Source organism: Gilliamella sp. M0364, assembly GCF_016100565.1.
Taxonomy (GTDB): Bacteria; Pseudomonadota; Gammaproteobacteria; order Enterobacterales; family Orbaceae; genus Gilliamella; species Gilliamella apis.
The window spans coordinates 109089-135170 of sequence record NZ_JACFSF010000002.1; the positions used below are offsets into that span (position 1 = coordinate 109089).

General features: G+C 34.3%; 20 protein-coding genes and 4 tRNA genes. 12 read left to right on the forward strand and 12 right to left on the reverse strand.

Annotation, left to right across the window (positions count from 1 at the left end; all coding sequences use genetic code 11):
• Positions 1–39: 39 nt before the first annotated feature.
• The 5 genes from H3U96_RS04255 to manD all read right to left on the reverse strand — a co-directional run bounded on the left by H3U96_RS04255 (position 40) and on the right by manD (position 6052).
• Positions 40–723 (reverse strand): GntR family transcriptional regulator, encoded by a 684-nt coding sequence (locus tag H3U96_RS04255; protein ID WP_034902847.1) that lies wholly within the window; start codon positions 721–723, stop codon positions 40–42.
• Between the two features lie 183 nt (positions 724–906).
• The gene (locus H3U96_RS04260; protein WP_198195715.1) at positions 907–2388 is read right to left on the reverse strand and encodes a mannitol dehydrogenase family protein; all 1482 of its coding nucleotides are present in this window, start codon (positions 2386–2388) and stop codon (positions 907–909) included.
• 12 nt (positions 2389–2400) lie between these two features.
• Complete coding sequence (locus tag H3U96_RS04265) at positions 2401–3753, reverse strand: MFS transporter (RefSeq protein ID WP_086356867.1); 1353 nt, start codon at positions 3751–3753, stop codon at positions 2401–2403.
• A gap of 52 nt (positions 3754–3805) precedes the next feature.
• Positions 3806–4822 (reverse strand): Zn-dependent oxidoreductase, encoded by a 1017-nt coding sequence (locus H3U96_RS04270; RefSeq protein ID WP_086360203.1) that lies wholly within the window; start codon positions 4820–4822, stop codon positions 3806–3808.
• Positions 4823–4837: 15 nt separating this feature from the next.
• Positions 4838–6052, reverse strand: a complete 1215-nt coding sequence (gene manD / locus H3U96_RS04275; RefSeq protein ID WP_034902860.1) for a D-mannonate dehydratase ManD — start codon at positions 6050–6052, stop codon at positions 4838–4840.
• A 309-nt stretch (positions 6053–6361) separates the two neighbouring features.
• Between manD and H3U96_RS04280 the strand changes: the two genes are divergently transcribed.
• Both H3U96_RS04280 and pabB read left to right on the forward strand, forming a co-directional pair.
• Positions 6362–6934, forward strand: a complete 573-nt coding sequence (locus H3U96_RS04280) for an aminodeoxychorismate/anthranilate synthase component II (RefSeq protein ID WP_065651581.1) — start codon at positions 6362–6364, stop codon at positions 6932–6934.
• A 1-nt stretch (position 6935) separates the two neighbouring features.
• On the forward strand, positions 6936–8675 hold the full coding sequence (pabB, locus tag H3U96_RS04285) for an aminodeoxychorismate synthase component I (RefSeq protein ID WP_165755054.1): 1740 nt from the start codon (positions 6936–6938) through the stop codon (positions 8673–8675).
• 61 nt (positions 8676–8736) lie between these two features.
• Here pabB and H3U96_RS04290 read toward each other — a convergent pair whose 3' ends face one another.
• The 3 genes from H3U96_RS04290 to H3U96_RS04300 are packed head-to-tail and all read right to left on the reverse strand — an operon-like array spanning position 8737 to position 12218.
• A complete protein-coding gene (locus tag H3U96_RS04290; RefSeq protein ID WP_198195716.1) occupies positions 8737–9321 on the reverse strand; it encodes an ABC-type transport auxiliary lipoprotein family protein in 585 nt (194 codons plus the stop codon).
• A complete protein-coding gene (pqiB, locus tag H3U96_RS04295) occupies positions 9321–10958 on the reverse strand; it encodes an intermembrane transport protein PqiB (RefSeq protein ID WP_065578105.1) in 1638 nt (545 codons plus the stop codon). Before pqiB ends, H3U96_RS04290 begins: the two co-directional genes overlap by 1 nt.
• 15 nt (positions 10959–10973) lie before the next feature.
• Positions 10974–12218 carry a PqiA/YebS family transporter subunit gene (locus H3U96_RS04300; RefSeq protein WP_065614447.1) on the reverse strand — a complete coding sequence of 415 codons (1245 nt, stop codon included), beginning with the start codon at positions 12216–12218 and terminating at the stop codon, positions 10974–10976.
• A 435-nt stretch (positions 12219–12653) separates the two neighbouring features.
• Between H3U96_RS04300 and recA the strand changes: the two genes are divergently transcribed.
• From recA to H3U96_RS04340, 8 genes are all read left to right on the forward strand, one after another.
• Positions 12654–13700 (forward strand): recombinase RecA, encoded by a 1047-nt coding sequence (gene recA / locus H3U96_RS04305; RefSeq protein ID WP_034903468.1) that lies wholly within the window; start codon positions 12654–12656, stop codon positions 13698–13700.
• Positions 13700–14200 carry a regulatory protein RecX gene (locus H3U96_RS04310; RefSeq protein WP_086356861.1) on the forward strand — a complete coding sequence of 167 codons (501 nt, stop codon included), beginning with the start codon at positions 13700–13702 and terminating at the stop codon, positions 14198–14200. The genes recA and H3U96_RS04310 overlap by 1 nt, the downstream gene beginning before the upstream one ends.
• A gap of 192 nt (positions 14201–14392) precedes the next feature.
• Entirely contained in the window at positions 14393–17026 is a 2634-nt protein-coding gene (alaS, locus tag H3U96_RS04315) for an alanine--tRNA ligase (RefSeq protein ID WP_065614445.1), read from the forward strand.
• 142 nt (positions 17027–17168) lie between these two features.
• Positions 17169–17369, forward strand: a complete 201-nt coding sequence (gene csrA / locus H3U96_RS04320; protein ID WP_086356860.1) for a carbon storage regulator CsrA — start codon at positions 17169–17171, stop codon at positions 17367–17369.
• 123 nt (positions 17370–17492) lie between these two features.
• Positions 17493–17585 (forward strand) — tRNA-Ser (locus H3U96_RS04325).
• 17 nt (positions 17586–17602) lie between these two features.
• Positions 17603–17679, forward strand: a tRNA-Arg gene (locus tag H3U96_RS04330).
• 18 nt (positions 17680–17697) lie between these two features.
• Positions 17698–17774: transfer RNA gene (locus H3U96_RS04335), tRNA-Arg, on the forward strand.
• A 19-nt stretch (positions 17775–17793) separates the two neighbouring features.
• Positions 17794–17870, forward strand: a tRNA-Arg gene (locus H3U96_RS04340).
• A gap of 626 nt (positions 17871–18496) precedes the next feature.
• On the opposite strand, the gene H3U96_RS04345 is transcribed toward H3U96_RS04340, so the two are convergent.
• A complete protein-coding gene (locus tag H3U96_RS04345) occupies positions 18497–18766 on the reverse strand; it encodes a DUF4190 domain-containing protein (protein WP_034903477.1) in 270 nt (89 codons plus the stop codon).
• Positions 18767–19542: 776 nt separating this feature from the next.
• Here H3U96_RS04345 and serS point away from each other — a divergent pair.
• Positions 19543–20835, forward strand: coding sequence for a serine--tRNA ligase (gene serS / locus H3U96_RS04350; RefSeq protein WP_086353897.1), 1293 nt, complete (start codon positions 19543–19545; stop codon positions 20833–20835).
• A gap of 71 nt (positions 20836–20906) precedes the next feature.
• Positions 20907–21803 carry an EamA family transporter RarD gene (rarD, locus tag H3U96_RS04355; RefSeq protein WP_110453082.1) on the forward strand — a complete coding sequence of 299 codons (897 nt, stop codon included), beginning with the start codon at positions 20907–20909 and terminating at the stop codon, positions 21801–21803.
• A 47-nt stretch (positions 21804–21850) separates the two neighbouring features.
• Here the strand turns inward: rarD and pflA are convergent, their stop codons facing one another.
• The 3 genes from pflA to focA all read right to left on the reverse strand — a co-directional run bounded on the left by pflA (position 21851) and on the right by focA (position 26068).
• The gene (pflA, locus tag H3U96_RS04360) at positions 21851–22627 is read right to left on the reverse strand and encodes a pyruvate formate lyase 1-activating protein (RefSeq protein WP_217331941.1); all 777 of its coding nucleotides are present in this window, start codon (positions 22625–22627) and stop codon (positions 21851–21853) included.
• A gap of 245 nt (positions 22628–22872) precedes the next feature.
• A complete protein-coding gene (gene pflB / locus H3U96_RS04365) occupies positions 22873–25155 on the reverse strand; it encodes a formate C-acetyltransferase (RefSeq protein WP_065578112.1) in 2283 nt (760 codons plus the stop codon).
• A gap of 64 nt (positions 25156–25219) precedes the next feature.
• Entirely contained in the window at positions 25220–26068 is an 849-nt protein-coding gene (focA, locus tag H3U96_RS04370; protein ID WP_232347734.1) for a formate transporter FocA, read from the reverse strand.
• Between the last annotated feature and the right edge of the window lie 14 nt (positions 26069–26082).

The following is a 26082-nucleotide window of genomic DNA, read 5'->3' on the forward strand; positions in this document are numbered from 1 at the left end:
TATATTTTTTATAACTTAATCTTATTATTTACTAATAAGCTAATCAACAAACCAATCATTACGTTGTTGTGACAATATATTTATTGTTTGTAAAATATTAGATAAATGCTCATGAAGCGCAAGAGCAGCCATTTCAGGATCATGTTTTTTTAGTGCAATAACGATTTTCTCATGTTGTTTAACCAAGTCTTCGGGAGGAGAAATATCTTCTAAAGTTAAATATCTCACTCTATCCATCATTGCTTTAATATTTTCGACGGTTTCCCACGCCATTGGACAATCAACAACATTCATTAAAATTTGGTGGAATTCATCATCTTTTTCTAGAAAATAACGAATATCTTTACGCTTATTAGCATCAATCTGTTCTTTGAGATTTTTTTCGAGCAATAACAGATCAGCATCACTAATTTCTTGTGCGGCACGTTTAATAATTGCACATTCAACTGCTTCACGAATAAACTGACCATCAATCACTTTTTTAACCGATATTTTGGTTACAAATGTTCCTCGTTGCGGAAGAATTTTAACCAATCCGGCTTCAGCTAATTTGATGAAGGCTTCACGAACTGGTTGGCGTGATACATTAAATTGCGTAGAAATATCTTTTTCAGAAAGTAAAATGCCAGGCAAAACCTGACAAGTAATAATCGCTCTTCTTAATGTACGATAAACTTGTTGATTAACGGGCTCTGAAATATTTAATTCGATAAGTTTAAACATATCCTATTCTTGTATAATCAATTGTATTGATGTGAATAGTAGGTGATTTTTAAATATAAGAAAAGTATTTTTAAAAAATAGTCTATATATAAAATAGCATCAGTAGGGCGTATAAAAAGGTGTAATTGCAAAATAGCGCTATTACACCTTGGTTATTAACTATAGTAAATTATCTTGATAGCTTTAAAAAAATTGCGTTAATTTTTCAACTGTCTTTTTAGCGCCGATATCTCGTAAAGAAAGATACGCTGTCGTAACTTTTTCAACGAAAAGCGAATTATTAACTAACTCATTACCAAATACATGAGTTAGAGATAATAGTGCTTTTACTCTATTTTCGTCATCGGCACTATTAGCAACCAGCTCTTTTATTTTGCTAATTGATGGATCGCTTACATCAATTGAATTACCCGCGTCATCTACCCCACTAACATAACGCATCCAAGCAGCTACCCCTAAAGCAAGACAATCAAATGAGGTATTGTCAGCTAAGTGATAACGAATAGAATCAAGCATACGTTGTGGCAATTTTAAAGTACCATCCATGGCGATTTGCCATGTACGATGTTTTAAACCCGTGTTTCGATAACGATCAAGTAATGAATCTGCATAAGCAGACAAATCAACATCTTTTACTCGTAAGGTAGTTGCTTGTTCATTTAACATTAAATGTCTAGCTGCTTTAACATAATTGGGGTCCTGCATACATTCATCAATATGCAAATAACCGGCTAAATAACCTAAATAAGCAAAAAATGAATGACTACCATTTAACATGCGTAATTTCATCTCTTCATAAGGCAAAACATCACCAACGAGTTCTGCCCCAGCTTTATGCCATTGGGGGCGACCTGCCACAAAATTGTCTTCAATCACCCATTGTCTAAATGGTTCACCTGCAATACCTGCTGGATCATCAATACCACCTAGTTGTTTATTTATTTTTGCCATAGTTTCTGGCGTTGCGGCTGGTACGATTCGGTCAACCATTGTAGATGGAAACGTCACATTATCATCAATCCATTGGGCTAAATCAGAATCTCGCTGTTTAGCCAGTGCTAAAACAACATTACGAGTAACATGGCCATTTTCAGGCATATTGTCACAAGACATAACCGTGAAAGGTTTTAATCCTTGCTCTTTACGTAAACGTAATGCCTCAACAATGACACCCGGAACGGATTTTGGCGCATGAGGATTGGCAATATCATGACTGATTAATGGATTATTGGTATCAATTGATGCTGTCGATGGCAAATAACAATAGCCTTTTTCGGTTACCGTTATTGACATAATCGCAATTTCAGGACGAGTCATCACCGCTAAGACTTTTTGTATTCCATCAATATCTGCATGTAATGCTTCTTTTGCAATACCAACAACGCGAGTATTCCAATTATCATAAGACATTTCACAAACACTAAATAAGCAATCTTGTTGTTTTAAATCTTGAATTTGAGCTTCACCACCAATCAAGTTAACTTCACAGTATCCCCAATCGCTATCATGCTGTGCAGCTAGTATATCCGTATAAACTGCTTGATGAGCTCGATGAAAAGCGCCAAAACCAAGATGAACAATTTTGGTTTTAATTTTGCTTCTATCATAAGTTGGAACAACTACCTCCTTAGGTAGTTGTGATAAAGTTTGATTTGATAATCTCATTATTTTTTCCGTTTAAATTTTACTATCTGCCGCGTCATTTAGGTCAGCTAAATCCCGATCTTTTACCTCCGGCATAAGAATCGCCGAAACAAGACCAATACAAGAGTAAACAATAATCATAGCCACAATTGGCCACCAATCATCAACCATTTTACAGAAAATTCCGGCCAAAATTGGGCCAAATCCTACTGCAATTAAACCTCCTGCTTCTTTAGATATTGCCATTTGCGTAAATCGATTACGAGCACCGAACATTTCGGCCATAGTAATGTTTTCAAGGGCAAATAAACCTAAAACAGCAATATTATGAATGAGAATCAAACATAATGTAATAGTATTTACAGAATGATTTATATCGACAATAATAGATAACATTGGATAGGCAAGTACAATTGCCGACAAAGTCAATACAATATAAGGAATTCTTCGACCAATCTTATCAGATAACCAACCTAAAAAAGGAATTGTTAAGAACCCAACAATTGAGCTAAACATGATTGCATCGGTCGGAATACTTTTATTGAATAATAATGCTTGTACTAAATATCCCGCTAAAAAAGTTTGGATTAAACCAGAGTTTCCAGCTTGACCAAACCGTAATCCGGTAGCTAACCAAAATGATTTACTTTTAAACATTTCAATTAATGAGATATGTTTTGTGGCTTTATTATTATTTTTTGGCTCATCCGTATCATTGACTTCATCAAATACTGGGCTTTCCTTTAAATTCATTCGTAACCAAATTGCAAAAATCATAACCACCACGCTTGCAATAAATGGAACACGCCATCCCCAAGCAACTAATTGATCTTTATCTAATAAAAAGAACATAATTGCCCATATTGCTGTTGCACTTAGTGTGCCACAGTTAGTCCCCATTGCGACTAATGAAGAAATGATTCCCCTTTTGCCTTTTGGTGCATATTCAGCAAGCATAGTTCCAGCGCCTGAAATTTCAGCACCTGCACCTAACCCTTGAATAATACGTAAAACAACCAACATCAATGGTGCAAAAATACCAACTTGAGCATAAGTTGGTAATACTCCAATAAGTGTGGTACATACACCCATCATGGTAATAGTAATGAATAGTACTTTTTTACGGCCAATTGCATCACCCATGCGACCAAAAACGAAGGCACCAACGATTCGAGCTACATAACCAGCACCATAAGTACCCATTGCTAAAATCAACGCCATAATAGCTGATTGTTCTGGGAAGAAAATTTCATGGAAAACTAAAGCAGCACCTAAAGAGTACAATTGAAAATCCATAAATTCTAAAGCTGTTCCGAGCCAGCCTGATACTGCAGCTTTAACTAAATCCGAAGTATCCCTTTCATTCTTATTTCCTATCTTATTCATACTGTTCTCACTTTTAATATTTTATCTAAAATTCACAAGACTTTTTCTAGTGCTAACTAAAGGTTAATAGGACCTTACAACAGTTTTTCTGATCTTTTTCAAAAGTTTCAATTGCTTGAATTACTTGCGTATAATCAAATTGATGTGTGATTAACTTCTGAGGGTCGATTAATTTTTTCTTTAACCAATCAATAACAACTGGAAATTTATTGGCATTTAATCGAGAAGAAAAAATAGATAACTCTTTACTGGTTATTCCTTGTTGAGTAATTTGACAAGGATCACTTGAAAAGCCCATTATTAGGATTCTTGCCGCTGGAGAAGCGATGGTAATTGCTTCTTGCAAAATCGAAGGATGACATGCTGCATCAATAATAACTGTTGGTTTAATATTAAGTTTTTCTAATTCTTCTTTTAATGATAAATCTGTATTATTTATAACTTTATCTGCACCACTTTTTTGTGCCATAGCTAAACGTTCGTCAATTCGATCAACAACAATAACTTGTTTAACTTGATAAACACCTTTTAGTGCTTGTACTGATGTTAGTCCCATTGGACCTGCACCATAGATTAATGCAATATCATCTGCAGTTGGTTTTAAGTGGCCTGTAGCATTGGCTGCAATAGTGAATGGTTCAATCATCACAGCAAATTCATCACTTATTTCATCAGGAATCGTATAGGCATTGTTACTTGGTACGGTTGCATATTGACTAAATCCACCATCACGGTGAACACCCAAAACGGTTAAAGATAAACAAACATTAGGATGACCAACAGAACAAGGATAACAACATCCACAACTAATAACTGGATCAACGGAAACGCGTTCACCAATCCTTGAAGGATCTATCCCTTCACCAACTTCGTCGATAATGCCAAAAAATTCATGCCCAATGACTCTTGGATATTTTGCAAATGGGTTATGTCCTCGATAGATATGACTATCTGAACCACATATACCGGCTAGTTTTACTTTGACTCTTACTTCACCTTTAGCTGGTTGAGGAACTTCACGTTCCTCAATTTCTAGTTCATTCGGCTTTTTGACTACAATACTTTTCATATAAACTCCTTCATTCTACCAATTCCACAAAGTGCCATCTTCTAAACGAGCAATTGGCAAATAAGCAGGATTGTATGGATATTTTGCAGCAAGTTTTTCATCAAAATCGATTCCTAATCCAGGTTTGTCACTTGGATGCATATAACCATCATTAAAGGTCCAATTAGGCGAGAAAACTTCTAACATCTGTTCGGAATAACCCATAAATTCTTGTACACCAAAGTTAGGTACCCACATATCAAAATGCAGAGCTGCTGCATGACAAATTGGCGATAAATCAGATGGACCATGTGAACCTGTTCTAACTTGATAAAGTGCCGCAAAATCAGCAATCCGGCGCATATGTGTAATACCACCAGCATGAGTTATCGTGGTTCGAATATAATCAATCAGTTGTTCTTCAATTAACTGTTTACAATCCCAAATGCTATTGAATACTTCACCGACAGCAATTGGTGTTACGGTATGTTGACGAATTAAACGGAAGCACTCTTGGTTTTCCGCTGGTGTGGGATCTTCCATCCAAAATAGACGATAGTCTTCAATACTTTTGCCAAATCGAGCTGCTTCTATTGGCGTTAAACGATGATGCATGTCATGCAATAGATGTTCGTTAAAACCAAATTTATTTCTTACTGCTTCAAATAATTTTGGTGTGAAATCAAGATATTTATCGGTTGCCCAAAATTGCTCTTCTGGATAGTTACCTCGAGTAGCCGGTTCGTAAGCTAAGTTTTTACCTTTACTTTGACCGTATGTGGTCTTCATTCCCGGAATACCACATTGAACGCGAATGGCTTTGAAGCCCATCTCTTTATGTTTTGCATAATCATCTAGCGCTTCTTCAATATCTTTACCAGTGGTATGGCAATAAACCATGACACCAGTACGTGAAGCTCCACCCAATAATTGATAAAGTGGCATATTGGCTACTTTACCTTTGATATCCCATAACGCCATATCAATTGCTGATATCGCTGACATGGTCACTGGCCCTCGACGCCAATAAGCACCTTTATAGAAATATTGAAATATATCTTCAATTTGACTAGCATCTCGACCGATTAACTGTGGACAAAGATGATCTTTGAGATATGATGCGACAGATAGCTCTCGTCCGTTGAGTGTCGCATCACCAACTCCATATACGCCTGAATCTGTAGTGATTTTTAATGTGACAAAGTTCCTTCCTGGACTACACACAAAAACTTCTGCTTTTACGATTTTCATTTAATACCTCTGAAAAATGATTAACGAACAAACTTTAATCTGAATAATACTACCATACAAGTAGATTAGATTATTAATGTGATATGGATCACATTAATATTAACTTTATGAGAAATAAGTAATAAAAAACCCCGCTCCTCAATTTTTTTGAAAATTTTTGAGGAACGGGGTTTTTAAATGTCTAATATAGTTTTAGATAGTTTTTTAATAAGTAATTAATTACTTTATATAGCATCGCTTTTTATAATAGAATCACCAGTCACTCGTTAAAACCTCCTTTTTTATAATTATTAAGCATTGGGTACTACTTTGATTCTTCTAATTGATAATTACGATTCTTTTACTTTTAATATCTATGATTACCTTTGCCGTGCAGGAGCCGAAGTTATGGTCATCAAAAATGATGAAAAGTCTATTGATGAATTAAAGCAATTATCGTTTTCCAAAATGGTCATTTCTCCGGGGCCGGGAATACCCGATAATGCCGGAATATCATTATCGGCGATCAATTGTTTTGCTAATCACTGCCCAATCCTTGGCATTTGTTTAGGTCATCAAGCGATTGCACAATATTTTGGTTATAGCATTGTTAAAGCCCCAGTACCAATGCATGGTAAAATTGATGAAATTACTCATGATGAGCAAGGCTTGTTTGTCGGGATTAAAAATCCACTATCTGTTGTAAGGTATCATTCTCTAATTGCCCAAACTAATTTGCCATCAAATGAATTACCTTTAATAGTCACCGCTAAAAATAGGCAAGGATTAATTATGGGATTACGCCATAAAACACTGCCAATTGAATCGGTACAATTTCACCCTGAAGCAATTAAGACAGAATTTGGTTTAAAAATAATTAGCAACTTTGTTAATGGTAATTAAAATGAAAATTTATATCGATTTTGAAGGTGAACGTAAATGTTTTTGTGATCCAATCAAAATTATAAAATCAAACGATTATAGATCTATTAAACAGCTCATTGATGAGATAGAAAACTTCACGAATAAAGGTTATTACGCCTGTGGCTATCTTGCTTATGAAAGTGCTATGGGATTTAGTGAAAGCAATAAAACCAAAATTATAAAAAGTTCAAATCATGATTTACCATTACTTTTATTTGGTATTTTTGATAATTATACGAGTGAGCCGATTCCAGATTCAGATCACTTTTCACCACTATCTTTAAAGCTATCTTGCGATACTGATATTAACGAATATCAGCAAAAAATTGACTATATTCGCACACAAATTGAATTAGGTAATACTTACCAAACCAATTATACCATCCAATTTAGTGCACCATTTAATGACGATCCTTTAGATTATTATCACTTTCTAGAAAAAAATAATCTTGCCAATTATTGTGCCTATATAGAATTTGAAAATTATCATATCTTATCTATCTCTCCTGAGCTATTTTTTAAATTAGAAGATAAAACTATTACAACAAAACCAATGAAAGGTACTACCGCACGAGGATTGACGACACAACAAGATAAACAACAAATAAAGTTGTTGAAATCAGAAAAAAATCTTGCAGAGAATATGATGATTGTTGATTTACTGCGTAATGATTTAAGCAGAATTTCAAAACCAGGATCGGTAACCGTTCCACATTTATTTACCGCAGAAAAATATCCAACGGTATGGCAACTAACCTCGACTATTCAAGGAATAGTAAAAGATAATATTAACCTGTATCAACTATTGCAAGCACTGTTCCCATGCGGCTCAATCACTGGAGCGCCTAAAGCAAGTACCATGCAAATTATTAGTAATATTGAGAATTCAGCTCGTGGCGTATATTGTGGTTCAATTGGTTATATTGAACCTTTTATGAAAAAGGCGATATTTAATATTCCAATACGTACCTTAACCATTAATAATCAACAGTTAAATTATGGTGTTGGCGGAGGTATTACCTGGGATTCAAGCGCCGATGATGAATATAATGAAGTCTTAGCGAAAACAGCTATTTTGCATAGAACTTTATCTATGCCTGAATATATTATTGAAACTTTATTGCTAGAAAATGGAGAGTTTTTGTTACTTAATGCACATTTGGAGAGATTGAACAACTCAACGCAATATTTTGATTTTACATGTGATATTAAAACAATCAAACAGACATTAACCAAGCTAGCAAAAAATTATCCATTAGGAAAATATAAAGTCAGACTTTTGCAATCAAAATCTGGACAATCAGAAATAAGTATAGATTTGCTTACCACCTCAATGGTGATTAATAATATAGCTTTTGCGCCTAAAAGTGTCGATAAACACAATGTTTTTCTCTATCATAAAACAACCAATCGGCAACATTTTCCTCAATTGACAGTTGGTAAAGAATTTATCAATTATAATCAACATGATGAAATAACCGAGTTTGTTAATGGTAATATCGCTTTATTAATTAATGATAAGTGGATAACGCCTGCCATTACATCAGGATTACTAGCTGGCACTATGCGACAACATTATTTAAAACAGCATAAATTAATTGAGAAAACGATTAACAAAAAAGATATTTTTCAGGCCGATAAAATAGCATTTATTAATAGTGTTCGTGGTTGGGTTGAGATTGATGAGCAGGTATTTAGTGAATTGAAAAAACAGTTATGATAATTTGAAATCAAATACTGATAACATTCCGCCATTATATAGGCGGAATGTTAAACAATAACTAATATTTGATTGAATTTGCAAATTCAAACTCTTCATCTTGCCAACCTTGCGATAAGGCTTTTACCAGTGCGTCATAACCATTTTTTGCCAATGGCACATGACGATCAATAAATTTAGTCCTAATTTGTCCTTTATTATCTGTCACTACCCAGCGTCCTTTTATCACTGCATCTCCATTATAACTACCATGGAAACCATCAATAAAAAGCTTAATTGTTAAGGTCGGTGTAGTAATAGATTTGGTTGAAACTAAATAATTAGGTAAAAGTTGGGTTAGATCCTGCGATAATCGATCTGCAAATTGTTGAGACAGTGTCGATGCCCATAAATTATTGGTTGCTGTGACATATTTTATATCTTGTGTTTGTAAAACAATACCTGATTTATTTAAAAAACTAGCTACTTCAATAGACTCAATCCAAATAAACTTATTGGTCGAGCGAGTCGTCATTGAATCAGCATTAATTAAATTACTTGTTAATTGAAAATAATTTTTTTCTGGAGTATTCGACGAACAGCCTACCATTACCGTTAATAATGCTATCAATAGTGTAATTTTAAAGCTTCGAATCAATTTCAACATTATTTGTTTCCTCTAGCTTTTGGTTCTTGATCTGTTTTGTTTGGTGCAGAAAAGATCAATGAGTTACTTTTATTGTTTAGCGTATGGAGTAAAGGTGTTAATTCATCCATCATTTGCTGAATTTTTTGTAAGCTTTCATTCATTTGTGTATTAAGTTGTGAACCTGGTTGTATTCCTTTCATCGCTTCATTTAACGAACGCATAGCTTTTTGTAAATCTTTCGGCATATTTTGCATCTCTTTGCTTGCCATAATTTGATTGATGGTATTCATTAAGCGTTCACTGGATTGTAAAGATTTATTAAATTGTTCCATAGTATTGGTGACTGGTAAATTATTAAAATTATCTAATAATTGCAGTATTTTTGCTTGAATTTGCGCAAATCCAGTTGATGTAGATTCAATCGTATCGTACCCATATTGTTTAGCCAATTTAGTATCATATTTGTCTTTTAACTCTGGATAAAAATCTAAATCAATATAGAGCGCCCCCGTAAACATATTTGAAGTCTTTAATGATGCTCGCAAACCATTTTTTTGCTCATTTATAATTAAATTAGCAATATCTATCTTATCTTCTACCAATTCAGCTAATCTGTCAGGTTCGATTTTGATTAGTATCGGTACTCTTTGATTGAGGATTGATCTTTCTTGCAACATTTCTGTGGTATAAAACGGCACTTTACTTACTGTACCGAGTCTTATGCCATGATATTCAACTGGCGCACCTTCGGTTAAGCCAGAGATTGAATCATTAAGCATGATAATAAATTCCTTATAATCGGTATATTGGGAATCTTGAATTGATTTTCTATCTTCATATAACTTATATACATCATGTTGTTTAGCAGGTTGTCCCAATTTAGCGCCATCAGGTAAATCAAAGCTGATACCGCCTGACATTAGAACATCTAAAGAAGGCACATCTAAGCTGGCACCACGAGAAGATAGCGATAAATTGATTCCCCCCTCTTTCCAAAACCGTACATTTTCAGTTACTAATGCATCATAAGGCGTGGTAATGAAAATTTGATACTTCATTTTTCGTGCTTCAACATCAAACTCGGACGTCTCAACATTACCGACATGATAGCCGCGAAACATTACTTTAGCGCCACGGGGCACAACACCGCTTTGATCGCTATCTAAATTTAAACGAATTCCTTTTATGCTTGGATCGGATAATGGCGGTGTATCAGACAGTACAAATGGATTGTTTTTAAAGCTATGAGTATCATTACCGGAAACAAGCTCAATATAAACACCGGATAAAATAGTACCTAGCCCTGTTACACCATCACGACCAATTTCAGGTTTAACTACCCAAAATATCGAATCATTTTTCAATAGCGGATTCATATCGTTATAAATTCTACCTTTAATTACGACTTGTTTGTAATCATCAGATAATGTCACTTCATCAACAATACCAACATCAACACTACGATTTTTTATAACTGTTTTACCGGCCACAATACCACTTGCATCTTTAGCTAATAAGGTAAAAGAAGTACCTCGATCAGCAAAATGAGCATAGATAATCCATAAACCAACAATTGCGGTAACTATGGGAATAATCCATATTGCTGAAATTGCTCTAATTTTAATTATTTTTGCTAACTTACTTGAGCTTGCCATATTATTCCTATTATTTTATTTTCTAGTTGGTATTCGATCCCATAGCAAACGTGGATCAAATTTTTGGGATGCAATCATTGTAATGATAACAACAGTGGCGAAAAAACTTACCCCTATATCAGGATATACGCCCATCATCTGTTGATTTCTTACTAAAGAACACACGACCGAAACCACAAAGATATCAATCATTGACCATTTACCAATAAATTCAACAGCATTATATAATTTCTTCATTTTTAGACAATTACGTTTTTTCTTATGCTTAACTGCCAAAGCAAAATAACAGAGCAAACTAAGTGAAATAATTTTTAAAATGGGGATAACCACGCTAGCAGCAAAAATAATTAACGCTACCGGTACATCACCAGCTTGCCACATATAAATAACGCCATCCATAATCGTCGAACTTGAAGGTGACCCAAATACTTCAGTAATCATGATGCCAAATAAATTAGCGGGTATATAAATAATCAGTGAAGTGACTAATAGTGCAATCGTCCACTGTATTTTATCCCTTCCTCTAAGTTGGCTTTTTTGTTTACATCTTGGGCATTTAGCATACTCAGTAGGAACCATTGCATGACAACAACTACACAATTTTATATTTTGATAAATTCCTGTTTTACCCACTTGTAACGGTTTTAAGGTAAAATTATTACGATGGATTTCATTCCATATTTTTCCTGGTGTAAAAATAACTAATGCTTTGATATAAAAGAAAACAAACAAACAAAACGCCCAAAATGTTCCTGTAACACCAAGGCTGCCATAACTCATTAATTTAACAAAACTAACTAAAATTCCCGTCAAAAATATTTCAGGCATACACCAATGCTGAAATTTTTCATACACGATCAAGAGATCTCTTTTTCGATATTTAGTCAGTTTTATTTTGGAACAAAGTAATACAATAATAGATAAATTGAGTAATGGAAAAACGAGCACAAATAGAACAAATAGTGCGGAAATATAGCTATATCTATCAAAAAAAAGTGTTTTAGGTATATCCAAAACACTTACACCATTAATATTACCAACTAAATTAATATCAATAAATACAAAACCACAAGCGACAACAAGCATAATTAATGAACAAAATGCATACATTGCCGCACGAAACTTCATATTGTTCTGATTTTTAAACAATGTCGTACCACAGCGAGGACAAGTTGCTTTATGACCAATTGCAACATCTGTTAATTCGATAACCAAATCACAATGGGAACACAATACATAATCTTGATTATCAACAGTCATCATTTTCCTTTATTTGATAGTGTATTAATTAGTAAAGATGTTTTTGATTAGCATAACGTTTAGGTATAAAAAATTGCCAATATTTGTTAAACGATTATGTTATGGGGTAATTAATTTAATACATCAATAATGGCCAACAGCTTTTGAGGTTAATCATACCAAATGCTTCTTTTTTATGAAAGTATAACCTAATTAAATTAGCATAATTTGATTATTATCATTTTTCCAAATGACAATATGAAGATCGTTATTCTAAATAACGCTTAAGATAACGTTTAATTAATTGCATAACGGGATTTATTAATAAATATTAAGAAAATTTGTGAGTAATTTCACATAATTAATCAATTTAAGGCTGTTTATAAAAAAAACTTGATACTGTATAACAATACAGTATAATGTGTTTCATATCCTTACTTATTGGAATTTAATTATATGAATGAAAACAAACAACGAGCACTTTCAGCAGCATTAAGTCAAATCGAAAAACAATTTGGTAAAGGTTCAATAATGCGTTTAGGCGACACACAAACCTTAGATGTGGACGCCGTTTCAACTGGTTCTTTGGGATTAGATATAGCATTGGGTATTGGTGGCTTACCAATGGGCCGAATTGTTGAGATCTTTGGACCTGAGTCATCAGGTAAAACAACGTTAACATTATCAGTTATTGCACAAGCACAAAAAGAAGGTAAAACCTGTGCATTTATTGATGCTGAACATGCTTTAGATCCAATATATGCTGCAAAATTAGGGGTTCAAGTTGATGATTTATTAGTTTCACAACCAGATACAGGTGAACAAGCGCTTGAGATTTGTGATGCATTGGTTCGCTCTGGCGCAGTAGATGTCATTATTGTCGACTCAGTCGCAGCATTAACACCGAAAGCAGAAATTGAAGGTGAAATGGGTGACTCGCATATGGGATTACAAGCACGTTTAATGTCTCAAGCATTACGTAAATTAACCGCTAACATCAAAAATGCGAATTGCCTTGTCGTTTTCATCAACCAAATTCGTATGAAAATTGGTGTTATGTTTGGTAATCCTGAAACAACTACTGGCGGTAACGCATTAAAATTCTATGCTTCAGTGCGTTTAGATATCCGCCGTACTGGTGCAGTAAAAGAAGGCGAAGATGTTATCGGTAGTGATACTCGTGTAAAAGTGGTTAAAAACAAAGTCGCTGCACCATTTAGACAAGCTGAATTCCAAATTCTTTATGGATGTGGTATATCAAAAGAAGGCGAATTGATTGATTTAGGTGTTAAACATAAATTAGTTGATAAAGCCGGTGCATGGTATAGCTATAATGGTGAGAAAGTTGGACAAGGTAAAGCTAATTCAATTAAGTTTTTACAAGAACATCCTGAAATCGCTACCGAACTTGAAACCAAATTGCGTGATTTATTATTAAATAGTCCAGCTGTTTTCTCTGCTGAAGATGAAGAATCTACAACAGAAGATGAAAATTTCGAATAATGTCACACAATCTTAATAAATTAATTTTAGCTAAAGCTGTGCAATTACTTGCACAGCGTGATCACTCTTCATATGAACTTACCAGAAAATTAACTTTATTTTTTAGTAAAAAAATAAAATGTATAGAAGATGATTATCCAGAAGAATTAAGCCAATTAAAGATACAAATAGAACATGTTATTAAACATTGTACTCATCAACATTGGATGGATGATGAGCAATATATTGAAAAATATATATTTATGCGTGCGAATAAAGGTTATGGAAAATATAAAATTAGTTTGGAATTAAAGCAAAGAGGATTATCATCCGATCTTAATAAAAAGCTATTAAATTTAGCTGATATTAATTGGTCTGAGATAGCTTATCAACAATTGTTGAAAAAGTTCAAACTTATTGATCCTAAAAATAATCAACAAAAACAAAAAGTAGCACAGTATTTAACCTCTAGAGGTTTTACACAAGGTGATATAAAAACTGTGTATAGTTTGTTGACTTAAACTATTATAGTCCCTACAATATTAAACAGAATGAATGCCCATTGCGTAAAAAAGCTCTCAAGATCTTTTAATTTTATTCCTTACTAATAGTAATTAGTTCAATCGCTGTATTAAGAATATTTACTTTTCAACTTAAGTTGTAACGGGTATATTACTATGTCTAAAAATTTATCGTTTAATATGGAAGCATAAATGAAAAGCACTGCAGAAATTCGTCAAAATTTTCTTGACTTTTTCCATAGCAAAGGACACGAAATTGTTGCGAGTAGTTCCCTTGTTCCACACAATGACCCAACACTTTTATTCACAAATGCGGGAATGAATCAATTTAAAGATGTTTTCCTTGGTATTGATAAACGATCTTATACCAGAGCAACGACATCACAACGTTGTGTGCGAGCTGGAGGCAAACATAATGACCTTGACAATGTAGGATATACTGCTCGGCATCATACTTTTTTTGAAATGTTAGGAAACTTTAGTTTTGGCGATTATTTCAAACATGACGCGATTCATTTTGCATGGGAATTACTTACCAGTGAAAAATGGTTTAACCTACCAAAAGATCGCTTGACAGTAACCGTCTATGAAACCGACGATGAAGCTTATGCAATCTGGGAAAATGAAATTGGTATTCCCAAAGAACGTATTATTCGCATAGGTGATAATAAAGGTGCACCATATGCATCTGATAACTTTTGGCAGATGGGAGATACCGGGCCTTGTGGACCTTGTACTGAAATTTTTTATGATCATGGTGATCATATTTGGGGAGGTCCTCCAGGAAGTCCTGAAGAAGATGGTGATCGTTTTATTGAAATTTGGAACATCGTTTTCATGCAATTTAATCGCCATGCTGATGGAACAATGGAACCATTACCTAAACCTTCCGTTGATACAGGCATGGGGCTTGAACGAATCGCAGCAGTATTACAACATGTCAATTCAAATTATGATATTGATCTGTTTAAAAAATTAATAAAAGATGCTGCGCAAATCATCAAAACTAAAGATTTAGAAAGTAAATCATTACGAGTTATTGCTGACCATATACGCTCTTGTGCTTTTTTAGTTTCTGATGGAGTTTTACCTTCCAACGAAGGTAGAGGCTATGTATTACGTCGAATTATTCGCCGAGCTGTACGTCATGGACATATGCTAGGCGCTAAAGATATATTCTTTTATAAGTTAGTTAAGCCTTTAATTGATGTAATGGGAAGCGCCGCTAATGAATTAGCAAATAACCAAAAATTGGTTGAAGAAACTTTAAAAATAGAAGAAGAACAGTTTTTAAAAACATTAGAACGAGGCTTATTTTTACTTGATCAAGAGTTAGGTAAGATTACTAATGCAATACTACCTGGAGATGTTGCGTTTAAACTGTATGATACTTACGGTTTCCCATTAGATCTTACTGCTGATGTATGTCGTGAAAAAAATATCACTATTGATGAAGACGGCTTTAATCAATGCATGGAAGAACAACGAAAACGAGCTCGTGAATCCAGTTCATTTAGTGTTGATTATAGCAATATGATTAAACTTGATGATAAAACTGAATTTTTAGGTTATAAATTTACCGAATCATCAGGAAAGGTCATTGCAATTTTTCAAGATGGAAATAAAGTTGAAGCTATCAATGCCGGTGATACCGCAGTTGTCATCTTAGACAAAACACCATTTTATGGTGAATCAGGCGGACAAGTTGGTGATAAAGGTGTATTAAGCTCAGCAAATCTATTATTCGATGTGACTGATAGCCAAAAATATGGCAAAAGTATCGGTCATATTGGTAAAGTCACCAAAGGAACATTAAAAGTTGGTGATATTGTAACCGCTGCAATAGATGTAGAACTACGGGAACGTATCCGTCGTAACCATTCAGCAACACATTTATTGCAAGCTGCTCTACAACGTATTTTAGGAAATCATGTACATCAAAAAGGATCACTAGTTAATGACAGTTACCTTCGATTTGATTTCTCGCATAATCAAGCTATTACGCAAGAACAAATTGTTGAAATTGAAAATCTAGTTAATCAACAGATACGTCGTAACTTGCCAGTCGACATAGAACTGATGCCTATTGATCAGGCTAAAAATAAAGGTGCTATGGCATTATTTGGAGAGAAGTACGAAGATATTGTTAGAGTATTAACCATGGGCGATTTCTCTATTGAACTTTGTGGTGGCACACATGTTGATAGAACTGGAGATATAGGCCTATTTAAAATCACTTCTGAATCAAGTATTGCCTCAGGAGTACGTCGCATCGAAGCCACATCAGGACAAAATGCGATGGAATATATACACCATGAATCCAATTTATTAAATCAAATTGGACAATTGGTCAAAAGTGATAAATCAGCGGTGTTATCACGAATTGAGCAATTGCTCGATCAAACTAAAGCATTAGAGAAAGCAATGGAGCAGCTAAAAGCCCAACAAGCTAGCCAACAAAGCGGGCAATTGCTTGATCAATGCGAAAAAATAAATAATAAGAACTTGCTAATTGCTAAACTTGATAACGTCGAAGCAAAAATGTTACGCACTATGATTGATGATTTGAAAAATCAATTAAAAACCGGCGTAATTATTTTAGCAGCTGTTAATGGTGACAAAATCAATTTAGCTGCCGGTGTAACTAATGATTTATTAAGCATTGTTAAAGCTGGTGAATTAGTATCTCAATTAGCATTAAAAGTAGGTGGTAAAGGTGGTGGGCGGCCTGATTTCGCCCAAGCAGGTGGAATGGATCTTTCAGCGTTACCAGAAGCGTTATCTTCTGTGAAAAAGGAAATCAGTAATAAATTACAAGCAAGTTAGCCAGATGTGCTCCAGTGTTTGTTTGTTAATTAAACATTAGAGTATTTCTGTAAATTCCGTCTTTCTATCTTATTGATGGGGGGCTGACGAAGCTATATCTTAAATTGTTTGGATATATACTTAACTGATATTAGGAGATCTAATGTTAATTTTAACTCGGAGAGTAGGTGAAACACTTATAATTGGTGACGATGTTGTTATTACCGTTTTGGGCGTGAAAGGTAATCAGGTCAGAGTCGGTATTAATGCACCTAAAGAAGTTTCTATTCATAGAGAAGAAATATACAACAGAATTCATCAATCGCAAGATAAAAATGATGAATCAGTTCAGCCCAAAGAGTAATATTGGGTACGAAATAAACAACTAGCACGTGTTCTTAAAAAAATGTTTGACTTATTTTTTCTAGAACGTAATATGTGCGCCACACATTATGATTTTGTTGTTGAAGCAAAGTCATAATGTTTTGGTGAGATGGCCGAGAGGCTGAAGGCGCTCCCCTGCTAAGGGAGTATGCGGTCAAAAGCTGCATCGAGGGTTCGAATCCCTCTCTCACCGCCATTTATAAATTAAAATATGCATCCGTAGCTCAGCTGGATAGAGTACCCGGCTACGAACCGGGCGGTCAGGGGTTCGAATCCCTTCGGATGCACCATTTTAAAATATTCAATACGCATCCGTAGCTCAGCTGGATAGAGTACCCGGCTACGAACCGGGCGGTCAGGGGTTCGAATCCCTTCGGATGCACCATTTTTTTACGAACTTACACGCATCCGTAGCTCAGCTGGATAGAGCACTCGGCTTCGAACCGAGCGGTCAGGGGTTCGAATCCCTTCGGGTGCGCCATTAAGCATCCAAAAGCATTTCGATTTCTTACACGCAAAAAAATTATAATTTATATAAACTCCAGCTGAACTGATAGCCATGCCTTGATCTCCATTAGATATTTCTCTTTACATATTTTGATAAAAACAAGGGACAAGAATAAGACAATTACTTTGTTAATAATCATCAACCCTGTTTATAGATTGAAATGATAAATATATAAGAATAATCTTTTAAATATAAATCTAATAAAACACAAAATATAATAAACTTGATTAACTACCCTACCTACCCCCTTACCTGACTCAAAAACGGCTAATAATGCTCATTTATAGCCTTTTAAAAGCATATAATCTATGGCTGTACTCGTTATACATTATCCAATACAATCATTGCTGTAAAATTCGAATATCGCGAGATGAATAAAAAACTCAAAAGGCAATAGTTAAACATGCAGAAAAAATCTAGATGAAACGTTTTATGGATTAAAAAGAAATGATTCTATATTTAAAAAGAATACGATATAAATGAAAATATAGATTTGCAAAGATAGAAAAATAACAAATTTATTATATTTTACTTTTAGATCAAAAAAAGCTGACTTTGTCAGCTTCAATTAATAATAATTTTATATTTTAGTTATATAATTAGGCAAATGATAATAATGCGCCACCAATCACAACTATCAATAAAACCCATAGTGCAATAGCAATAATTCCGCAAACCATCCCGGCTGTAGCAAAACCAGCACCATTTTTATTATTATTTCTTATATCACCCTTAGCAATAGCGCTTAACACTATAGCAACAATAGCCACAGCAATACTTAAAAGTCCCATAGGAATTAATGATACAATCCCACAAATCATTCCTGCTATAGCAAAACCACTTGTTGGTTTATTCTGTTGTTGTTCCATTTACCTTCTATCCTGTAAAAATTTTGAAAAGTTAAAATAAATAAATAGCAATTAAGTATAATATTATCGTTTTTGCAAATCAATATAAGATCCATTCAATGCGAACTATCACCAATTATCAAATAGTTCACTGAATCCCTCAAAAAAACTTATAAGGGATAGTTGATGAAAAAGAAAGCTAAAAAGTGTTTAAACCTTTTTCATTGATTATTTTAACTTTCAGATAAGACTTTGATGGATAGAAAATTGTCGATAACAATAGTAATCCGAACGAAACAACTAAAAATTCTAATAATATCTATATTAGAAAAATATAGTTTCAGTAGTAAATAAACGATTTAAAATTTGGTTTATTACTTTTGAAAAAAAGAATAATAAATTTTATAGACGGAACAACGTTTTTAATATTATATATTTTACTAAAAAATGACTGTTAATAACTTGTATTTGTATTTGCTTTTATTAATAATAGTCACCTGAAAATATTAAGCAAGATACACAACAGTAACAAACACAAAAAATAATAAATTTTATATGTATAGTATTTTGACATATAACGAATGATTATTTTCTTATCCAATTAAATAAATTTATGAATATCATTTAGCGTTGTTCGGGACTGCCACTTCGGTTGAATCCCAAAACAATTCTAGTATACTTAACTCACGAATTTCATATATGTTATTAATCATACTTTTTTATTTATATGTTTTGTTAGCTGTACTAAAATAAGAAATTAAATAAATAACATTAATAAACAATAATGGACTCTTTTTATGTTGGACCCAAATTTACTTCGAAATGAATTAGATCTCGTTGCTAGCAAATTAGCACGTCGTGGATTTAAATTAGATGTTGAGACAATTCGACAACTTGAAGAAAAACGTAAAACACTACAGGTTGAAACAGAAAACTTACAAGCACAGCGCAATGCACGCTCGAAAGCAATTGGTGAAGCCAAAGCACGTGGCGAAGATATTTCAACACTGCGCGAAGAAGTAAACAAACTTGGCGAGAAGCTTAATAGCGCAAAAACAGAGCTTGATAAACTTCTTAATCAAATCAAAGATATTTCTGCCAACATTCCTAATATTCCTAATGATTCAGTGCCAGATGGTAAAGATGAGAATGATAATGTTGAAGTTTCTCGTTTTGGTACCCCACGAACCTTCGATTTTCCTATTCAAGATCATGTTGCATTAGGTGAACGTTTTGGTGGTCTTGATTTTGCTGCTGGTGTAAAATTAACTGGCGCACGTTTTGTGGTAATGAAATCACAAATAGCACGTTTACATCGTGCAATTACGCAATTTATGCTAGATCTACATACCGAACAACATGGCTATGCTGAAATTTACGTACCATATCTAGTGAATCAAGCTACGCTTTTTGGAACAGGTCAATTACCTAAATTCGCAGGAGATCTATTCCATACTAAACCTCTTGATGAAGAGTCAGAAAGCAGTAATTATGCACTAATTCCAACTGCTGAAGTACCAGTTACTAATTTAGTGCGTGATGAGATTCTTGATGAAAGCGTATTACCATTAAAAATGACAGCTCATACACCTTGTTTCCGTTCTGAGGCTGGATCTTATGGTAAAGATACCCGTGGCTTAATTCGTATGCATCAATTTGATAAAGTCGAACTTGTACAAATTGTTAAACCAGAAGAATCAATGCAAGCATTAGAAGAATTAACTGCACATGCTGAAAAAGTTTTACAATTATTAGAATTGCCATATCGTAAAATTGTACTTTGTACTGGAGATATGGGCTTTGGTTCTTGCAAAACTTATGATTTAGAAGTTTGGGTACCAGCACAAAATACTTATCGTGAGATATCTTCATGTTCAAATATGTGGGATTTCCAAGCACGTCGTATGCAAGCTCGTTACCGCAATAAAGCTGATAATAAAACCTATTTAGTACATACCCTAAATGGTTCAGGTTTAGCTGTTGGACGTACACTGGTTGCTATAATGGAAAATTATCAACAAGCAGACGGAACAATTAAAGTACCATCAGTATTAGTGCCATATATGAATGGCCTTGAAGTTATTGGTTAGTTTTATAATTTCATATATTCATTGTAGCGCTATTCATTAGCGCTATTTTTTTATTAATTAAGGTAAATAAGATGATAAAAGGTGTTGCATTATCAATCCTAGCATCATGTCTTTTTGGTTTGTTGTATTACTATCCAGTATTATTGCAACCTTTATCTGTAGTAGATATTTTTTGCTGGCGATTATTAACATCTTTTCCGGCTATTATTGTCTTAGTTCTGATTGAAAAGCAATGGTCATCTATATCTGCCCTCTTTATTCGGATTAAACATCAGCCATTTCTTTTAGTTGGGTTATTGTTTTCCTCTTTCCTACTGACTATTCAAATGCTTATTTTTATTTGGGCACCAATAAATGGTCATGGATTGTCAGCTTCTCTTGGCTATTTTTTATTACCATTAAGTATGGTGGTCTTTGGGCAAATTTTTTATAAAGAAAGGCTAAGTATTTTTCAAAAAATTGCGGTACTACTCGCTAGCATAGGTGTTATATTAGAAATCTATATTACTGGCGCTTTCTCTTGGGAAACGGCGGTCATCGCCTTGGGTTATCCTATTTACTTTATGACACGACGTAAATTGCAAATAGAAGGTATTGCAGGAACATTTTCAGACTTCTTTTTTATATTTATCGGCTGTCTGATTTATTTTCTTTTACATTACTCTTGTAATCAGATTATAAGTGATTTATCTCATTTCCATATTTTTATCCCAATGCTCGGTATTATTACCGCCATCGCCTTTGCTATGTATTTCGTAGCTAGACGACTATTACCACTTGGATTATTTGGATTACTAGGGTATGTGGAACCAGTATTACTTACCATTGTTTCAGTATTATTTTTGCATGAATCAGTATCTAGTGAACATATTGTGTCATACGGACTGATTTGGCTATCTGTTTGTGTCCTAGCGCTTGAAGGCATCCTCTATCTGTTACGGGCGGTGAGAAGGAAAAGATTAAAATAGAAGGTTAACAGGCGCGATTTTAAGCGCCTTATTTATGTTGAAGTTTTTTATTTGCTAAATGTTACATATTGACCATAACTTTCAATAATTGCCTGAATTCGATCTAATGTTTCTCGTGGTGGTGCTTCCACACCTTCTAACATATATTTATCACCCAATGTATCCCATTTATATGCACCTAGCTTATGGTATGGAAGTAGTTCAACTCTTTCAATATTTTCCATCCCTTGAATAAACTTACCGAGTAAATGAGCAGAATTATCATCATCCGTCCATCCTGGCACAACAACATAGCGGATCCAAGTTCGTTTATTTATTTTTTGAAGATATTTAGCAAATTCCAGAACTCGTTTATTCGGAACACCTACCAATTTTTGGTGTATCTCATCATTTATTTGTTTCAAATCAAGCATCACAAGATCTGTTACTTCCATTAACTCTTCAACGGTATGATCAAGTTGTCTTGCATAACCATTAGTATCTAGACAAGTATGAATTCCCTCAGCATGACAAGCTTTAAACCATTCAGTGATAAATTCTGATTGTAAGGTTGCTTCACCACCAGATGCAGTCACACCACCACCATTAGGCATAATAAAATTTTTATAAGTGATGATCTCTTTCATCAGCTCAGCGACAGTAATTTCACGCCCTGCTTTTAAATCCCACGTATCACGATTGTGACAATATAAGCATCGCATTAAGCATCCTTGAAAGAAAACAATGAAGCGAATACCTGGTCCATCAACTGTACCAAAAGACTCAAAAGAGTGAATACGACCTTTAATCGGTTGTTGTGTTGTCATAATAATATTTTTTTCCATAACAATTCTCTGATAATTGCTTACATTGCTCTTTTTTCTTATTTTAACTCAGTTAGACTAATGTTTTCACCAATTACACCAATAAGTGAGAAACGATATTAATTTGATTATAGTGAATATATATCAAGACAAATAAATAAAATAGCTTTGCATTATCCAATAACGTTTTTTAGCAAAAAATTTCAACTATAAAAAAATAGCGCCCCTAAAGGACGCTATTTAATTTAAGTTTATTATTAACTAAATTACATTGATTGAGTGAAAGTACGTGTAATAACGTCTTTTTGTTGCTCTTTAGTTAATGAGTTGAAACGTACTGCATATCCAGATACACGAATAGTTAGTTGTGGATATTTTTCTGGATGTTCCATCGCATCTAATAATGTTTCACGATTTAATACGTTAACATTTAAATGTTGACCACCTTCAACTGTTGCTTCGTGATGGAAGTAACCATCCATTAAGCCAGCTAAGTTACGTTTACGTGCGTCATCATCTTTACCTAATGCATTAGGAACGATTGAGAAAGTATATGAAATACCATCTTTAGCGTAAGCAAAAGGAAGTTTAGCAACAGAAGTTAATGAAGCAACCGCACCTTTTTGGTCACGTCCGTGCATTGGGTTAGCACCTGGTCCAAATGGCGCACCAGCACGACGTCCGTCTGGAGTGTTACCTGTTTTCTTACCATATACTACGTTTGAAGTAATAGTTAACACAGACTGAGTAGGAATTGCATTACGATAAGTTTTAAGTTTTTGAATTTTCTTCATGAAACGTTCAACTAAATCAACAGCAATGTCATCAACACGTGGATCATTGTTACCGAATTGTGGATATTCACCTTCGATTTCAAAATCAGTTGCTAAACCATCTTCATCACGAATAGTTTTTACTTTCGCATATTTAATTGCAGATAATGAGTCAGCTGCAACAGAAAGACCAGCTATACCACAAGCCATAGTACGAATAATATCACGGTCATGTAGCGCCATTAATGATGCTTCATAACTATATTTATCGTGCATATAGTGAATTGCATTTAAAGCTGTCACGTATTGTTTTGCTAACCAATCCATAAAATGATCTAAACGAGCGAACACTTTGTCAAAATCAAGATATTCGTCAGTGATTGGATCTTCTTTAGGACCAACTTGCATTTTTAATTTCTCATCCACACCGCCATTGATTGCGTATAGAAGGGTTTTAGCAAGGTTTGCACGAGCACCAAAGAATTGCATTTGTTTACCAACAATCATTGGACTTACACAACATGCGATAGCATAGTCATCGTTATTGAAATCAGGACGCATCAAGTCATCATTTTCATATTGTAAAGATGAAGTATCGATAGATACTTTAGATGCAAATTCTTTAAATCCAGAAGGTAATTGTTCAGACCAAAGAATTGTCATGTTTGGTTCTGGAGAAGGACCCATTGTATATAGAGTATTTAAGAAACGGAAAGAAGTCTTAGTTACTAATGTACGACCATCAACACCCATACCTGCAATAGATTCTGTTGCCCAAATTGGGTCGCCTGAGAATAATTCATCATATTCAGGAGTACGTAAGAAACGAACCATACGTAATTTCATAACGAAGTGGTCAACAATTTCTTGCGCTTCTTTTTCGGTAATTAAACCAGCTGCTAAATCACGTTGGAAGTAGATATCAAAGAAAGTAGAAGTACGACCAAGAGACATTGCTGCACCATTTTGAGATTTAACAGCAGCTAAATAACCAAAATAAGTCCATTGCACAGCTTCTTGTGCTGTAGTTGCTGGTGCTGAAATATCGAAACCATATTTCGCTGCCATTTCTTTAATTTGACCAAGTGCACGATGTTGTTCAGCAATTTCTTCACGACGTTGCATAGTCATTGGTAAATCAACGCCATTTTCAAAGTCAGCTTGTAATGAAGTAAATTGTGCAAATTTATCTTGCATTAAGTAATCGATACCGTAAAGCGCAACACGACGGTAGTCACCAATGATACGACCACGACCATAAGCATCAGGAAGACCAGTGATTACACCTGATTTACGACAACGTAGGATATCTGGAGTATAAATATCAAATACACCTTGGTTGTGAGTTTTACGATATTCAGTAAAGATTTTTTTAACTAATGGATCTAAAGTTCTATCGTAAGCTTTACAAGAATTTTCGATCATTTTGATACCACCAAACGGGATAATTGCACGTTTTAATGGTTTTTCAGTTTGTAAACCTACAATCTTCTCTAAATCCTTTTCGATATAACCTGCATCATGAGCAGTGATAGTAGAGATTACACTGGTATCAAAATCAACTGGCGTATGAGTGGAGTTTTCAAATTTGATACCTTCCATCACTTTATCCCACAATTTAGTGGTTGCTTCTGTAGCGCCAGCTAAGAAAGATTCATCACCCTCATAAGGTGTGTAATTTTTTTGAATGAAATCGCGAACATTGACATTATTTTGCCAATCACCCTCTTTAAATCCTTTCCAAGCCTTTGCTTGTACTTCATTTAAATTACTCATAGTTATTAACCTCAGGTTTACAAAAATATCTATCTACTCTTACATAAGGGTAAATATTATAAAATCAATGTGGCTTACGTAGATGTAAAGCCCAATTAGGAACGGCGACTAATAAGCCCCCTAAAATATTCCCGATAGTAACAGGAATTAAATTATTTACAATAAAATGCTCAACTGTTAGTGCTTTAAAGGTATCAGGAGCGACCCCGACAGCAGCCCAAAACTCAGGTGACGCAAAATTATTAATTACAATTCCCATAGGAATCATAAACATATTTGCAATGCTATGTTCAAACCCACTGGCGACAAACATAGCTACAGGTAGCACCATAATTAGCATTTTATCAAGTAAACTACGACCAGCATAACTCATCCAAGCAGCTAAACACACCATTAAATTAGCTAATAAACCAAGGAACACCGCTTCGATGAAAGTATGGTGTAATTTATGATCTGCAGTTTGTAAGACATTTAATCCCCACAAACCATTGGCAACCATATATTGCCCAGAAAACCAAATAATTGCTACAAACAGTATAGCACCAATAAAGTTACCAATATAGACAAAAATCCAGTTACGAAACATTTTTACCCAACTTATTCTATGCATCATTTTAGGTAAAATAGTTAAAATGGTTGAAGTAAATAGATCCGTTCCACAACAAACGACAAGCATCAAACCAAGCGAGAAACAGATACCGCCAACTAATTTAGCGAGTCCGAAAGCAACGGTTGCTGTACCGGTAGTTGCAGTAATATAGAATACGAAGGCGATGGAGATAAAAACACCTGCAAGAATAGCAGATAAGATAGTACTACTAGGGTGTTTATTAACTTTATAATTGCCAAGTTCTTCGGCGATTTGGGTCATTTGTGCGGGAGAAAACGAGTCCACAAGCTTATCATTACTCAAGTTGACATCCTCAA